General features: G+C 40.7%; 14 protein-coding genes. 5 read left to right on the top strand and 9 right to left on the bottom strand.

Going from position 1 to position 15,496, the window contains the following annotated elements; all coding sequences use genetic code 11:
• The first annotated feature begins 85 nt into the window (after positions 1-85).
• Positions 86-907: an SAM-dependent methyltransferase gene (locus tag LMH66_RS01235; RefSeq protein WP_229367814.1), complete on the top strand. Its 822-nt coding sequence runs from the start codon at positions 86-88 to the stop codon at positions 905-907.
• 524 nt (positions 908-1,431) lie between these two features.
• Here LMH66_RS01235 and LMH66_RS01230 read toward each other — a convergent pair.
• Both LMH66_RS01230 and LMH66_RS01225 read right to left on the bottom strand, forming a co-directional pair.
• Positions 1,432-1,698: an Lpp/OprI family alanine-zipper lipoprotein gene (locus LMH66_RS01230; RefSeq protein ID WP_102529730.1), complete on the bottom strand. Its 267-nt coding sequence runs from the start codon at positions 1,696-1,698 to the stop codon at positions 1,432-1,434.
• 285 nt (positions 1,699-1,983) lie between these two features.
• A complete protein-coding gene (locus LMH66_RS01225; RefSeq protein WP_229367812.1) occupies positions 1,984-3,216 on the bottom strand; it encodes a multifunctional CCA addition/repair protein in 1,233 nt (410 codons plus the stop codon).
• A 201-nt stretch (positions 3,217-3,417) separates the two neighbouring features.
• Between LMH66_RS01225 and LMH66_RS01220 the strand changes: the two genes are divergently transcribed.
• Together LMH66_RS01220 and LMH66_RS01215 are read left to right on the top strand one after the other, a co-directional pair.
• Positions 3,418-5,022: an ExeA family protein gene (locus LMH66_RS01220; RefSeq protein WP_229367810.1), complete on the top strand. Its 1,605-nt coding sequence runs from the start codon at positions 3,418-3,420 to the stop codon at positions 5,020-5,022.
• Positions 5,022-6,167 (top strand): general secretion pathway protein GspB, encoded by a 1,146-nt coding sequence (locus LMH66_RS01215; protein WP_229367806.1) that lies wholly within the window; start codon positions 5,022-5,024, stop codon positions 6,165-6,167. Before LMH66_RS01220 ends, LMH66_RS01215 begins: the two co-directional genes overlap by 1 nt.
• A 239-nt stretch (positions 6,168-6,406) precedes the next feature.
• Here the strand turns inward: LMH66_RS01215 and hemL are convergent, their stop codons facing one another.
• From hemL to LMH66_RS01200, 3 genes are all read right to left on the bottom strand, one after another.
• Positions 6,407-7,699: a glutamate-1-semialdehyde 2,1-aminomutase gene (gene hemL, locus LMH66_RS01210; RefSeq protein WP_229367803.1), complete on the bottom strand. Its 1,293-nt coding sequence runs from the start codon at positions 7,697-7,699 to the stop codon at positions 6,407-6,409.
• 29 nt (positions 7,700-7,728) lie between these two features.
• Positions 7,729-8,748, bottom strand: a complete 1,020-nt coding sequence (locus tag LMH66_RS01205) for an aspartate carbamoyltransferase (protein WP_102529725.1) — start codon at positions 8,746-8,748, stop codon at positions 7,729-7,731.
• A gap of 214 nt (positions 8,749-8,962) precedes the next feature.
• On the bottom strand, positions 8,963-10,687 hold the full coding sequence (locus LMH66_RS01200; RefSeq protein WP_229367800.1) for a chloride channel protein: 1,725 nt from the start codon (positions 10,685-10,687) through the stop codon (positions 8,963-8,965).
• A gap of 66 nt (positions 10,688-10,753) precedes the next feature.
• Here LMH66_RS01200 and LMH66_RS01195 point away from each other — a divergent pair, with 66 nt between their 5' ends.
• Both LMH66_RS01195 and erpA read left to right on the top strand, forming a co-directional pair.
• The gene (locus tag LMH66_RS01195; protein ID WP_229367795.1) at positions 10,754-11,467 is read left to right on the top strand and encodes a DUF6776 family protein; all 714 of its coding nucleotides are present in this window, start codon (positions 10,754-10,756) and stop codon (positions 11,465-11,467) included.
• A gap of 79 nt (positions 11,468-11,546) precedes the next feature.
• Complete coding sequence (erpA, locus tag LMH66_RS01190; protein WP_055024237.1) at positions 11,547-11,897, top strand: iron-sulfur cluster insertion protein ErpA; 351 nt, start codon at positions 11,547-11,549, stop codon at positions 11,895-11,897.
• A gap of 88 nt (positions 11,898-11,985) precedes the next feature.
• On the opposite strand, the gene LMH66_RS01185 is transcribed toward erpA, so the two are convergent.
• The 4 genes from LMH66_RS01185 to LMH66_RS01170 all read right to left on the bottom strand — a co-directional run bounded on the left by LMH66_RS01185 (position 11,986) and on the right by LMH66_RS01170 (position 15,361).
• Entirely contained in the window at positions 11,986-12,567 is a 582-nt protein-coding gene (locus LMH66_RS01185) for a hypothetical protein (protein WP_420709389.1), read from the bottom strand.
• Between the two features lie 58 nt (positions 12,568-12,625).
• Positions 12,626-13,012, bottom strand: coding sequence for a DUF2750 domain-containing protein (locus LMH66_RS01180; protein ID WP_102529722.1), 387 nt, complete (start codon positions 13,010-13,012; stop codon positions 12,626-12,628).
• A 141-nt stretch (positions 13,013-13,153) separates the two neighbouring features.
• Positions 13,154-13,855, bottom strand: coding sequence for an aquaporin Z (gene aqpZ, locus LMH66_RS01175; RefSeq protein WP_102529721.1), 702 nt, complete (start codon positions 13,853-13,855; stop codon positions 13,154-13,156).
• A 381-nt stretch (positions 13,856-14,236) separates the two neighbouring features.
• Entirely contained in the window at positions 14,237-15,361 is a 1,125-nt protein-coding gene (locus tag LMH66_RS01170) for an anhydro-N-acetylmuramic acid kinase (protein ID WP_102529720.1), read from the bottom strand.
• Positions 15,362-15,496: the final 135 nt, after the last annotated feature.

Raw genomic sequence — 15,496 nt, 5'->3', positions numbered from 1 at the left:
AGAAAACGGGTATTGTTACCCGTTTTTTATTCTCTTAATTTCAGCAAATTGACCCATTTTTTATCTCAAAGGAAGCTTGCCCGTTATGAACTCAATTTTGATATGTCCAACATGCGCTGCTAAGTTGAATTTCCACGAGTCATCATCGGGTTATTATTGTGATAACAAACATCATATTGATAAGAACTCGCAAGGTTATTGGTCGTTTGTGACTTCAACTAAATTTAAAGGCTCAAGCGATACACGCCAGCAGTTACGCTCAAAACGCTTTTTAATGACATCAGGTATTTTTTCGCCTTTAGTCGAGCAATTGTCAGCGGCATTTAACTTAGCTGTAAAAGACAAAACCCATGTTAACCATCTCAATTACCAATGTGCTGATGGCTTTTTCTTACGCGCCCTTGTTCAAGGTACGGATAACTCATCTGTAACCCATTGGGGCGTATCTGAAGCTGAAAATGCACTGTTTGCTGCCAGTAAAGACAGTACACCTGCTAACTTATTGCTTAGCCCTTTCAAAAAGTTGCCATTTGCAAATGAGTCACTGGATGTGATCACCCTGTTTGATGCACAACTAAAAGGCAAAGAGTGCTTAAGAACACTTAAAAAAGATGGGGTGTTATTGTTATTAGTACCAGCTCCAAGGCATTTATGGCAGCTAAAGCAAAAAGTGTATGACAATTTATCTGAAAAGCCGCAACAGCTAAACCTACCTAAAGATGTCGAGTTAGTTTCATCGATGCCAATCACGTTTGCTGCTGATGTAACTGGTGAACAAGCGATAACATTATTAGACATGAATAACCTTAGCTGGCGAATTAATGATGAGCTAAAGCATGATATAAAGCAGAAAACCATCGAAGCGTTGGAATTTGATTATTTATTGCTGACTGCAAAAGTAAAATAGCTGTCTGGTTAGCGCTGAACTATTTCACCGTTTAATACCCGCACTTTGTATTACGTGCCTATGAATATTAGTCCGAGGTTATTTATTCCTAGGCTGTTTTTATCAGGGTATTTTTCAGGGGTATTTTATCAGGGGTATTATAATCAGGGGTATTTCAAGGTTATTCATTTGGTAGCGATTAACCTGACGGCTTTTAAAGTCATGACATTTAATGTGGAACATAGGGATAACGCTATTTCACTTGTTTAGAATGATGCATTCTAGAGTGAAGGTAAAAGTGTGATGATTTTTACATAGTCAGACTATTAGCAAAGCATTAGATAAACTTTTGTTCTCAGGCAATGAAATTAAGTGAGCATAAGCGATAGATCGAAAAGACTTTATGGTGAGTGTGAAAGGGTAGGGATTAATTTATTAAACGCCAGAAACAATTAAGGCTTGAAATGGTAATTGACGAAACGTCTTATTACTATTATCAAGCCCTAATAATCAACCTATATAAATAAGCTAATTTTCATGTATTCTTACTTTTTGTAAGAAGAAGCCATGTTGTCGATACGGTCGTTAGCACGAGATGCTTCAGCTTGAGCGTCCATAGCTGCAGCTTTAGTATCTTTAACATCAGCAGCAAGTTTGCTTTGATCTGATTTTAGTGAACTAACTTCAGCAGATAGTTGATCTACTTTGTTACCTAGGTTAGCAACACTTTCTTCTAGAGCAGTAGTGTTTGCACAGCCACCTAAAAGAGCAGTCATAGCAACACCAGCAATCATTAGTACTTTCTTGTTCATGGAAAATCCCTTCATTATAGGTTGTAATAAATTGCTGAAGCATATTGCCCAGCAGCCCTTTAATTATGTCACAGCTTTTAGAATTTGCTATACCAAAAACTAATAAATATGACAAAAATCAACGTAAATCTAATAGATTGGAGCATATTCTTCGATTATTTCACCAATATTTCATCAAAGAGGTGTTTATTTATTAGCCTGGTATTTTTTCAGTTTCCTAATCATAAGGTATTAGTTTGTACAAATAATGACAAGGTTGATTTTTAGTACTCAAGTATTAATGGATTATAATTGTTTCAATGATTGCTTATATTGGTTTATTGCTTCAACTCTACGGTTTGATAACTGCAGTTTTATTTCTGCACCTCTAAACCCTTCAGATATTATTTGTTGCACATCTATATCTTTGGCAAGTTGATAGCAGTGGGTTAAATATTCACTTTGTGGATATTCAGCTGCTTCAAATCCTGTTCTGCCACGGATGTCTGCGTGACAGCAAATAAGCAAGTCATCTAAACGTTGAGGTTTTCGCCATACATCTGCTTTATCGAAAATCTTTATAATCGTTTCAGCTCTTAATTCTTGGGCATTATGAATGTTTTGATGTTGGTCGCTACACAATAAAGACAAGTCTTTGTACTCGTTTGGTACTTTTATCCGCTGACATAGCTTTTTAATCACGGGTAAGCCTTTTTGACCATGACCATGATGTTTAGGCCACTGCTCTTTTGGCGTGATAGCTTTACCTAAGTCGTGCACCAAAGCAGCAAAGCGGATGGTTTTTTTACCTGTTAACTGTGCCGCAGACTGCAGTACCATCATAGTGTGGACGCCGGTATCGATTTCAGGGTGCCACTTTTCAGGTTGTGGCACACCAAATAGCGCATCAATTTCAGGAAACAGCACTTTTAAAGCGCCACATTTACGTAACTGTAGGAAAAACACCTCTGGGTGCTCTGTACTTAGGGCTTTATCTAGCTCTTGCCAGACTCTTTCTGGCGTCAGGTAATCTAGCTCACCTGACTCACTTATGTGTCTCATCAGTTCAATGGTTTCATCTGCGATTTCAAATCCGAGATGGGCAAATCTAGCCGCAAAACGAGCGACTCGCAATACTCTTAAAGGATCTTCAATAAAGGCATCAGACACATGACGCAGGATACGATTCTCAAGGTCTTGTTGGCCTTGGTACGGGTCGAAGATTTGGCCGTTATCATCTTTAGCCATTGCATTGATGGTTAAGTCCCGTCTAAGTAAATCTTGCTCTAACGTGACATCTTTATTTGCTTCACAGCTAAATCCACCATAGCCTTGACCGCTTTTTCTTTCTGTACGAGCAAGGGCATACTCTTGTTGTGTCTTAGGGTGTAAAAATACCGGGAAGTCCCTACCAACTTGGCTGAAGCCTAAATCAAACATCTCTTCTACAGAGCCACCCACCACAACATAATCTTTATCTTTTATGGGCAAGGATAAAAGCTGATCTCGAACTGCGCCGCCCACTAAATAGATTTCCATAAATGTCTTTACCCTGATTAAATTAACTCATCACAGTTTATCATTCGGCATTAATCTAGAATGCCTTGTGTAAACACAGTTTAAATTGTGCATTATTAATGTAAATCTTAGCACGACTAACATTTCTGCTGCTAAATTTTGACAAGCACTACAGCAAGCTATAACTTGAGCCGTCAGTTTTAAATAAGGATTTTTGGCCAGATGTATAAAGCATTTTATGGATTGAATGATAATCCATTTTCAATCGCGCCCAACCCACATTATTTATTTCTCAGTGATCGTCACCGAGAAGCATTAGCTCACTTAACTTATGGTTTAGGAGAAACGGGCGGCTTTGTATTATTAACTGGTGAAGTCGGTACGGGTAAAACTACAGTATCGCGTTGTTTATTAAAACAATTGCCAGATAATACTGATACTGCATTTATTCTCAATCCTTCTTTAACTGAACAAGAGTTATTAGCAACGCTTTGTGATGAGCTAAAGATTCAATATGGTGAAGACCCATCGATTAAGCAGCTAACTGATTTAATTAGCCAGTACTTGTTGAATAATCATCAAAATGACCGTAATACCGTGCTCATTATTGATGAAGCCCAACATCTTCGTCCTGAGGTGTTAGAGCAACTTCGATTATTGACCAACTTAGAAACTGATACTAAAAAATTGCTCCAAGTGATTTTAATTGGTCAACCTGAATTGCAGCAGTTGCTCAAACGTCAAGAATTAAGGCAGCTAGCACAACGTATTACAGCTCGTTACCATTTGTTGCCGCTAACAGTTGAAGAAATTCAATTGTATGTTCAGCATCGTCTACAAGTTGCTGGCCGGTTCGAGCCGTTATTCACTAAAAAGGCCTGTAAAGCGCTACATAAATTCAGTGGTGGTATTCCAAGATTGACCAACCTTTTATGTGAACGAGCATTAATGGCGGGTTATGGCCAATCTAAAGTGCCGATTGATCACCACATGATTAAGCAAGCAGCAGCAGAAGTCTTAGGTGATATTCCTGTTGAAAGCAGCAATAAATGGCCAATGGCGATAGCGGCTTCGTTAGTTGTGGCTTTCGGTGTGTCATTTTATTTATTCCTGCCTGAATCACAAACTGAATCTCAATCTAAACCAAGTGCAACAACAAACTCAGCAGTGAAACAAGAACAGAAAAAAACGCAGACTCCATCAAATGGTAGTCAAAGTATTGTTCGCTCAGCAATGGCACAAAGTCGCAGTATTGATAATGCCTTTGCAGGCCTGTTTGCACTTTGGGATAAGCAACCTATTATTGGTTTAACAGCTTGTCAGGCGGCGAAACAGCAAGGTTTACAGTGCCATCAACAGCAAGGTAATTGGAATAGCATTGCACGTTTAAATTACCCTGCGGTTGTTTACCTTGAAGATCAGCAAGCCAATCAGTTTTACGGTGTGGTTGTTGCTCGAGAAGGTGAACAAATCTTACTCCAGTTGAGTGAGCAGCAATTATGGGTGAATAAAGATTGGTTTAATCGCCACTTTAGCGGCACGTTTGAATTACTTTGGAAAGCATCTGGTGATATTCCAAGAGAGATTAGCCGTACTTCTAACTTGTCTCAAATTCAATGGTTAGAAACAAGCTTAGCTATTATTAGTCAACGAGCACCTAGACTGGTTAATTCTTTTGATAATAATTTAGAGCAGGAACTAATGGCCTTTCAGCGTCAACATGGTCTTAAATCAGATGGCATTGCCGGTAATCAAACCTTAGTACAAATTAATTTATACCTTAATCAACAAGGCCCTAGATTAAGTCGTCAAGCAGGTCGTAGCTAATGTCTATATTGCTAGATGCGGTGACAAAAGAAAAACAACAGCAAATGGGTGAGCTCCCTGATGCTGTGTTAACACCTAGAGCGAATTATCAGCATGTGAATGGTCAACGCCCTTGGCTTAAGTATGTGCTGTTAGCTGTGGTTATTGCGCTAGGTATCGCTTCAGCTTGGGGCTTGTCTAAACTTATTGTGCCAACGAGCAATATAGGTCAAGCGAAAGAGACGCAAAATAATACAGGCAACGAGCAGACTCAAACAAGTCAAAGCCAATCAATGACTCCTGCTAGTCGTTCTTCAGAGACGCAAAGTGAAGTTCGTATCGCCAATAAAGTTGCACTGCCTATCGCTAAATCCTTATCGCAAGTGAATGGGACAACACAATATGTATCCCGCAGCAGTCAGCCGGCGACGAATGAAACAACCTATGATTATCGACTGAGCAATCAAGGTGGCGAAATGACACCGAGTCAGTCCAGTGGGCAATCTAGTCAGCAATATCAAACAGAACCTAAACAGCAGTCTCAAGCAGATAATAGACAAACAGCACCTGCGAAAAATCAATCCGTTAGCCGAAATGTTGACGCTGAAGCAAGTGGTGCTAATCAGCTAACAGCTGCTGAGTTACAGGCTTTATATGGCGATGATGCGATTATATTAGGCGCTAACTCTAACTATAAAAAAACGTCAGATCTTGATGCACTGCGGATGAAAGTGAGTGCGGCGGCAAGTGATGTCAGTTATGAACAGCAAAGCCAAACGGTTTCAAACATTGATGCAAGTAACTCAGTTGCAGATGATGCGAATAACTTAATGGCTGCCTTTGAAGCTGCGCTAAAAGAAGTAGAGTATGAAAGCTCTGCTAATGCACCTGTTACAGAAGAAAAGCTTGATCCTATTCCTACCACTAGCAAAGATGAAATCCCATCTTATGGTCAACTGCCTGCAAGTGTGCAGTTACGGGTCCCTGAATTTAATATTCAGGCACATGTGTACTCATCAGCTGCTGAAAACCGTTGGTTGAATGTTGATGGTGAAGAACTGCAAGAAGGGGATAGCATTCAGGGTAGTCTCAATATCATAGAAATAAGGCCACGAGATGTGGTGCTAGAAATTGATGGCGAAAAATTTAAAGTACCCGCGATATAAATCACTTAGTTTTTGATGACTATTTAGCAATATAAAAGGCGCCGATAGCGCCTTTTTTTTATATGCAAATTATGCGCTTTAAGTGTTGCAGTCATTTGATTTTAACTGTGTTCAACCTAAAGATTGAACAGTTGATTTAGTATTAGCAGCAATCAAACGATCAATAAAAAAGGACTGGCCTGTGCCAGTCCTTTATCAAGTCTCTAAAGTGCTATCTTAGATAGCTAACTTGTAAGTACTTAAAGTGCTTTTAAAGCAGCAAATGCTTTATCTGCAGCTACAAGGGTTAACTCAAGTTCTTCTTCACCGTGAGCCATTGATAAGAAGCCTGCTTCATAAGCGCTTGGCGCTAAGTAAACACCTTCATCTAGCATTAAGTGGTAGAAGTGACGGAAGTGATCCATGTTGCACTGTGTTACTTGGTCAAAACTGGTGATTGGGTTAGCGTCTTCAGTGAAGAAGAAACCGAACATGCCGCCCACTTGGTTAATGCTCAATGGGATACCGTGCTTATCAGCTGCAGCCTTGAAACCTTCAGCAATGCGCTTAGTTTTAGCATTTAGCTCTTCGTAAAGGCCTGGTTGGCATAAGGCGTCCATTTGCGCTAAACCTGCAGTCATTGCAATTGGGTTACCCGATAAAGTACCTGCTTGGTAAACTGGACCTGTTGGTGCGATGAATTGCATCACGTCTTTACGACCACCGAAAGCGCCCACTGGCATGCCGCCACCGATCACTTTACCTAAGGTTGTTAGGTCTGGTTTAACGTTGTAATGACCTTGCGCACCGCTTTTAGATACACGGAAACCTGTCATCACTTCATCAATGATCATTAACGCACCGAACTCATCACAGATAGTACGCAGGCCTTCAAGGAAACCTTCAACTGGTGGGATACAGTTCATGTTGCCTGCAACAGGCTCAAGAATGATACAAGAGATAGCTTCTGGATGCTCTGCGAAGATAGCACGTACTGAATCAAGGTCGTTATAAACCGCAGTCAGGGTGTGTTTTGCGAAATCTTCAGGGATACCAGGAGAGCTAGGTTGACCCAGTGTTAATGCACCTGAACCTGCTTTAACCAATAAACAGTCAGCATGGCCGTGGTAACAACCTTCAAACTTTAAGATTTTGTCACGGTTAGTAAAACCACGAGCCAAACGGATTGCGCTCATTGTCGCTTCAGTACCTGAACTCACCATACGAACCTGTTCGATTGATGGCACCATTTCGATGACTTTTTCAGCCATTGTCACTTCAAGTTCAGTTGGCGCACCAAATGATAAACCGTTCTCAACCGCTTCTAATACTGCTTGACGAATTTGCGGATTGTTGTGACCTAAAATCATCGGGCCCCAAGAACCAACATAATCGATATATTTTTTGCCATCAGCATCGTAAATATAAGCACCATCGGCTTTTTCGATGAATAGTGGTGAACCACCAACACCGTTAAAGGCACGAACTGGTGAGTTAACGCCACCAGGGATGGTTTGTTTTGCTTGTTCAAAAAGCGCTTCTGAGCGGGTCATGTGAAATCCTTCTAAAAATCGTTAGCTGACTATCTATCAGCCTTTCGTGAATACCAATTAACAGGGCACTCATGCTGTTGTAGCTGGTTTTCAACACCAAGCGTTAACGCAAAAAGAGCCATTCGAATAAGTAAGCCATTATCTGCCTGTCTGAAAATCGCAAGGCTAGGATGACTATTTAAATCATTATCTAATTCATTTGCTGCCGCACGTGAATCTCGTGGCAATGGATGCATAATCACAGTATTAGATTTACAGTGTTTGGTATAAATACTGTGGTTTAACCTAAACTTGCCACGATATTTGTCCGCTTCATCTTGTGATGCGAATCGTTCTTCCTGAATGCGAGTCAGATAGAGTATATCAGCTTGATGTAAATTACCTTCTAACTGATCTGTTATTGTGATCTTATGACCAGCATTTTCAATGTCATTGATCACATAGTCAGGCATTGCTAAGTCAGATGGTGAAATTAGTGTAAATTGAATACCTTTATACATACACAATAAACGTGACAGCGAATGGACAGTGCGCCCATGTTTTAAGTCGCCTACCATCGCGATATGCATGCCGCTAATGTCTTGTCCGTGGTGACTTAACTCTTTTTGAATAGTAAATAAATCCAATAAAGCTTGTGTCGGGTGCTCGTTAGCACCATCACCACCATTAATGACAGGGACGCGGCTGCCTTCAGCAAATTCTTTTACCGAATAAGCCTCTGGGTGGCGCATGGCAATAACATCCGAGTATGTCGATAACACGCGAGCGGTGTCGTATAAAGACTCGCCCTTTGATAGTGATGATGAACCCATGCCGACGGTTTCTCTGACATTGCCGCCGAGTAGGTTAAAAGCACAACCGAAGCTGACTCGAGTACGAGTACTGGGTTCAAAAAAGAGATTACCTAAAATGGCACCGTCAAGCACCTTGGTGCGTTTTTCGCGCAGCGCATAAGGCGTCATATCTTCGGCAACATTAAAAATGGTGTTAATAGCATCAAGATCCAGTTGATTAACTGAAAGGATGTGAGAACCGCTAAACTGTGTCATCAGCCTGATTTCCAATTATTAGGAGAGTAAATAAGGGCTATTTACCCTGTGGTTATGTAGGGTGGCTGAGGCGAGATTTTAACAGAGAGTGAACGAATATTAAATCTCGCTAATGATTATTTATCACTTTTTAGACATAACACTGATTAGCGAAATAAGAACAATAGTTCACACCCTGAATATGGTGGAATTCAGTGGGTGTTCTTTGTTTAAATTAGACTTGTCCTGAACGGATTTCTTGCCATAAATTAGCCCAGCTAATAACACCGACAATATTATTGGTATTTCCGCGATATATATACACTTCACCACGCCGTTTGATGGCTAATAGTTCGTAGACTTCATTTAAAGTGGCAGTGTCAGAAAAGCCTTCCATTTTATGTCGGGAAAGTGTCGTAGAATCTTCAAATGATTGCATTTCGATACTGAGCATTTCTATTTGTGCCTCAGCATTACGAACGAGCACGGGCCTACCTTCTGCACGCTTCATTACTTCAAGGAGTAAGGCATCGTTATCATTTACGATAACAAAGCGTTTATCCATGATCGCTCGTACACCTTTCTTTTGTAGACCTTGATTTACAGGCGGTACTTTGTAGCCTAACCCCATAATGTCTAACTGTTTTAAAAATACCGAACTAGTATTAAAACCTTGGTAGGCGATGAGAAATGCAGGAATGGTGACAAACATAGCAGGTAAGATAATAGCGGCATCATTAGTGAGTTCAAGAAGCGCAACCAATGCGGCTAAAGGCGCACTTAGGCACACACCCATCATCGCAGTCATACCGATGACAGTATATAAACCCACATATGGCGCGATAGAGGGGAAAAACATCGCACTGACAAGGGCTAAAATTGCGCCAATCAATGCACCAATGCCATAAAGTGGACCGATTAGCCCACCAGGAATACCAAAACCAATGGCTGCAATAGTGGCGATGATTTTTGCAATTAATAGCGCGAAAAGAAACATTAAGCTTGGATTGTCTATGATAGTTGCTTGAATCGCTAAATCACCGGCACCTAATGCTTGAGGTAAAAATAAACCGATTAAGGTGGTAACGCTTGCCGCTATCATGAGTCGATAAATCAAAGGCCAATGCTGGCCAATAGCGGTCATTTTTAATAATGAATGATTGAAACCAGCAGCTGCACAACCTAAGACAATGCCACCAATGGCTAGAATGGGATAATGATCCAATGGAATTCGGGTGACAGTGATTAAGTCATATTCATGGATATTGCCAAACACTAATTGGCTAGAGAGTGCACCGCAAATGGCCGATAGCATTATCGGGAAAAAGTAATGAATTTTGTACTCACGAACTATCACTTCAAATACAAACAGTACAGCGGCAAGTGGCGCATTAAAGACCGCTGCAATACCAGCAGCGATACCGCTCGCACACATAATACGCACACTATTATCAGGTAACTTAAATTTTTCAGCGAAATAGCTCGCGCTAACCGCTCCTAAGTGAATGGCCGGTCCTTCTTTACCAACTGAGAAATTTGCGATTAACGCGATCAGCGCCTGAAAAAACTGTCCAGGGGCTGATTGCAGTGGGATTTTGCCGTAATGGAGTTTGAAACGGTGCATGACGTAGGCGATACCCATACGGCGATATCGCTTAGAGCCGAGACCTGCCACCAGCCAAATAAGCAATGCACCTACAATAGGCAAATATGTACGCCAATCGGTAACGGTGCTAGAAAAGTCGGTGGCTTCAGGCACTGTGTATACTTGCGCCCAACTGAGCAACAAACGAAATAAGATGATGACACTAGAGGCAATAATGGCAAATAGTAGGGCTAATCCACAAAGTTGCACACTTATCTTCGACTGAGAAAGCTTATCTCTCAATTCATTACGAAGATATTTGCGTGTTGCAGCTTTGGCGTGAATAATAGCGGCTTTATTTCTTTTGATTTGCACTGTATTGCCTAAGATCCTTTATGGGCGATTTGTTGTCATTGTATTTTATTAAAGGCTTGTTACCTAATGCTAAATTATCATCGCTTGCTTGACCGCTTGCAAGTTCAAGAACGCAAATTTCGTTCATCAGGTTTATATTTATCTGCGTTAATCATTATCAGTTTTATTGTTGGCGTTCTTAGTCATACTATTTTTATATCTGAAGTTGTTGAGCCGCAGCATGAAGCAGTAGAAATTACAGCGCTAAAAAACGAGCTTAGGCAGCAGTCTCATGTCGTTTCTCGTCTTGATATTGCCCTTTCGATTGAAAAGGAAGCTAATGCGAATATGAAACAAATGTTTTCTAAGCAAATACAGCAACAAAAAACACTTGAACAAGAATTAGCTTTTTATCGCAGCCTAGTCTCACCAGAGAAAGAAGTTGATGGTGTGGCAATACATGGACTTGAACTTTCTAAAGGCTTATTGCCAAACAGTTATCAAATGCGCTTAATTTTAACCCAATTACAAAAGCGTAAGAATAGTGTTAAAGGCGTTGCCGACATTGTTTTGGTGGGCGTGCAAGGAGAAAAGCAAGTTGAAATCTCGTTAAGTGATTTAGATATTGAGACATTTAAATTTGGCTTTCGATATTTTCAAATGTTTGACGCGGAAATAAGTTTGCCACAAGATTTTGATTTGCAAAGAATTAAAGCTGTAGTTCAGGTGCAGGCCAATCGTGGTGTGAAAGGTGGAAGCATTGAACAAACATTCGAGATCGCAGAGTTACTAGAAAGCTAAAAAAGAACTAAGAGTAATACTTGAACAAATTAGTCAGGTAATAGATAATTCCGACCTGAAACTGAAGTAAGAGGTAGTAATGACTGAACAAACAGATGCAGCAATGCCAATTCAATTTACCGATGCTGCGGCAACTAAAGTGAAGGGACTGTTAGAAGAAGAGCAGAACCCAGAATTAAAACTGCGTGTGTATGTCACAGGTGGTGGTTGTTCAGGTTTCCAGTATGGTTTTACTTTCGATGAAAAAGTTAACGAAGGTGATTTCACGATTGAAAAGCAAGGGGTTCAACTGGTTGTTGATCCTATGAGCCTTCAATACCTTGTTGGTGGTGAAGTTGATTATACTTCAGGACTTGAAGGGTCTCGCTTCTTTGTTAAGAACCCAAATGCAACGACTACTTGTGGTTGTGGTGCAAGCTTCTCTGTCTAATTTAACATTTCGTATATCGCGATTAAATGTAGATAGTGGAAGATAAAAAAAAGCCGTCTGATGACGGCTTTTTTGTTTTTTAATTTTATCAGCTGATGATATTAAAGTTCATTCTCGGCTTAAACCACTTGAATACCGCTTTGTTGAAGCTTACCCAGACTTGCAGTATAGCCAATAGAATTAGTACGCTAAAAATAATCCAATCTGGCAGCACCATTTGCATAAAGCCAAAGTCTACTGTTGTAGGCCCAGCGACAAGATTGTCAGGATCATACATGATAATGGGTAATACGCTGTACAAGGCAAGTTGTAAAATGCCGTAGGCACGTAGCATATAAAGCGCCGCTTTTTGTCTGCCAGCTACACCTAATACCATGAGTAAGGTTAATACACACAGTAAAACACCTTGCTGCGCCATTAAGCCGCTAACAGAAGTCATCACATAAACCGCCATTAATGCGATAAGCCGTTTTGGAAAAACCGCTTTTTCAGTAGCGCCTTGGTTGATGACATCTGTGCTAGTGGTTTCTAGTTCAGTGGATTCTAGTTCAGTGACTTCTGATTCGGTAGCATTTTGTCCGGAGGCTTTTTTTTCGGTGCTACTGTCAGTGTTTGCTTCGACAATATTTATCTCTTCAGCATCTTGCTGTTGTAAATTTTTATCCGTCATAAGGCCTTAACTTATCGCTTGAGTGTAAGTGCAGTGTTGGTATCAGCTGAAGATATCATTAGTGCTTAGATTGCTTTTTCGGCGTTAAACGTGAATCAAGTTCATATGGTGGGATAACCACACCTAAGTCTTCTTGTACTGGGAATACAGCAACGAATAAATCATCCTCAGACATACCACCGACCCAACGCTCTTGAAATTCATTCAGCGGAATAGATAGTGGTTCACAATCGCGCCATTCATCAACAGCCCATAGTTTTGCAGCTTCTTCTGAAGGCCACATTGGAATGCAATCCTCGTCTTCAGTGGTTAGCATAACGCAACCATCTTGGTCTTGCAGGCTCCAAATTTGTTGCTCTTGCTTAACTTGTTCAACAAGGTAATCGTAGCGTGCTTCTGGTGTCATGTTGAGTTGATCTTCAATTGATTTTGGTTTGCTGCTCATGGTGGACTCTCATTGCAAAGTGGGACTAATTTGGCGCTTATTCGCGCGAATAGGGCATGATAACATCGACTGTTAGTTTTAAAAAAGAAAAGAGCACATTGGGTGCTCTTGTAGCAGGCTAATTGAATCATTCTGCTTTGATTAGTTCTCAGCTGGTTTGTCAAAAAAACGGTAAATCATGCCTGCCAATATTGCGCCAGCAATGGGAGCAACCCAAAATAGCCATAATTGCGATAAAGCCCAATCACCGACAAATAGTGCAGGTCCAGTACTTCTAGCGGGGTTAACTGAGGTGTTAGAAACTGGAATACTGATTAAATGAATTAAAGTTAAGCCTAAACCTATGGCAATTGGGGCAAACCCTGCTGGTGCACGTGAGTCTGTTGCGCCAAGAATGATCAGTAAAAAGAACATTGTCATCACGATTTCTGTAATTAACACTGACATCATGCTGTAGCCACCAGGAGAGTGCTCTGCAAAGCCATTTGATGCAAACCCGCCAGCTAAACTGAATCCGTCTTGACCGTTAGCTATGAGAAATAGCACTGCGGCTCCAGCCACACCACCTGTAACTTGGGCAGCAATGTAAGGGGCTAATTCCGCTGTTGGAAAGCGTCCGCCAGCCCATAGACCAAACGATACCGCAGGATTCAAGTGGCAACCTGAGATATGGCCGATGGCAAATGCCATTGTGAGTACGGTTAAACCGAATGCGAGTGAAACACCAAGTAAACCAATGCCCACTTCAGGGAAAGCGGCGGCTAACACAGCGCTGCCACACCCGCCAAGTACAAGCCACATAGTGCCGATAAATTCTGCTAACATTTTTTGCTGGATGGTCATTTAACTGTCCTTATTAAATTGAAGATGATTAAGTCCATTTATTAATAACTGTGTTGATTGCAACTGACGCGAGAAATGATGCTGTTAGTTGATAAGTCCCTTTGTTAAGGAGCCTATTCGTTTCCTTATCAGTTTTTCTCTGCCAGAATTTCTTTACTAGTGATTCATCTAGCAAAAGTTAAGCAGTAAAAGCCTATAAATTCAATGATGCTTATATGAATTTTATATAGTTTGAAACAGAATATGAGATATCAAGCGCTAACAGACATTTAAAGAGGGGACTCATCGAGAGAATATTGGGTTGAACCTTTGATATGGAACGAAAGATTTTTCGCTCCAATGGGCATTGTTAATAAAATAAATGTGGTGCTTAAAGAAGAGCTAGTTGGCTTGATAAAAACTACCTAGCACCGCAAATCGACTTGCACCCGTCACTACAGGTAGGTTACCACTTAAACCATGGTGATTGCGCATCGCTAACCAAGCAAATGCAATGCCTTCTACCCACTTTGGATCCATGCCGATTGCAGATGTGGTTGAAAGTGCAAGATTGGGTAATAGTAAGTTTAAACGTTGCATTAAGGTTTTATTTAACGCTCCACCACCGCAAACAAATACACTGCCTGAGTCAGTTAAACGATTTATATCGTTAGCAATGCTATGGCAAGTTAAGTCCAATAACGTCGATTGAATATCAGCAAGACTTAAGTGAGAAAAATTGGCTTTTTGTTGTTCTAACCATGCTTGGTTAAATAGCTCTCTACCTGTGCTTTTAGGATAAGCCATAGCAAAGTATGGGTGTGACAATAAATGTTGTAGGAAATCATTATCAGTGGTGCCAGATGCGGCCCATTGGCCTGATTCATCAAATGGAAGTAGTTGCTCTTGTAGAATGAATGCATCCATCAAGGTGTTTCCAGGACCTGTGTCAAAACCAATAACTTGATCACTGTCGCCAGGCAGGTAAGTGATATTAGCAATACCACCAATATTTAGGATGACTCTTGGATAGTTATTTCTAGCAAACATAGCTTGATGAAATGCTGGGACTAATGGGGCACCTTGTCCACCTAAAGCGAGATCTTTTCTGCGAAAATCCGCAATCACATTAATCCCTGTTTCAACAGCGATGGTTTCTGGGTCACCAATTTGGAGGGTAAAGCCATGTTCAAGATTTGGCATGTGCCTGATGGTTTGCCCATGGCTACCGATTGCAATAATGTCTGTTTTATCAAGTGCTGTTTTGGCTAATAGCTCATTAACAGCCTGGGCAAACAAAAGTCCCATCGCTCTATCCATGCGTCCCATAATATTAATTTCATCAGTATTAGGAGTACATAAACGGTGTAGTTGTATTAAAAGGTGTTCAGGTATTTCAATACTATGACTGGCAATAAGGTGGCTTTTGTTATCTGAGAAGTCCACTAACACAGCATCGACACCATCCATACTAGTCCCTGACATTAAACCGATGAAATACTGAGGTTGATGATGGGATATTGTCATAGTGAATAGCTCAAATTAAGGGAAAGTGGAGAGTAAATGTTTTTTTGCTCAAGAGTCTAATAAGCTCAGTACTGAGTTTTATTGATTTTGTCTAGTTCCGTATTACAGTGTACTTAACTGCCGTAAACCTAAATT

It is taken from the genome of Shewanella sp. 10N.7 (assembly GCF_020806285.1).
In the GTDB taxonomy this organism is placed as follows: domain Bacteria; phylum Pseudomonadota; class Gammaproteobacteria; order Enterobacterales; family Shewanellaceae; genus Shewanella; species Shewanella electrodiphila.
This window is presented reverse-complemented; position numbering and strand designations above follow the sequence as displayed.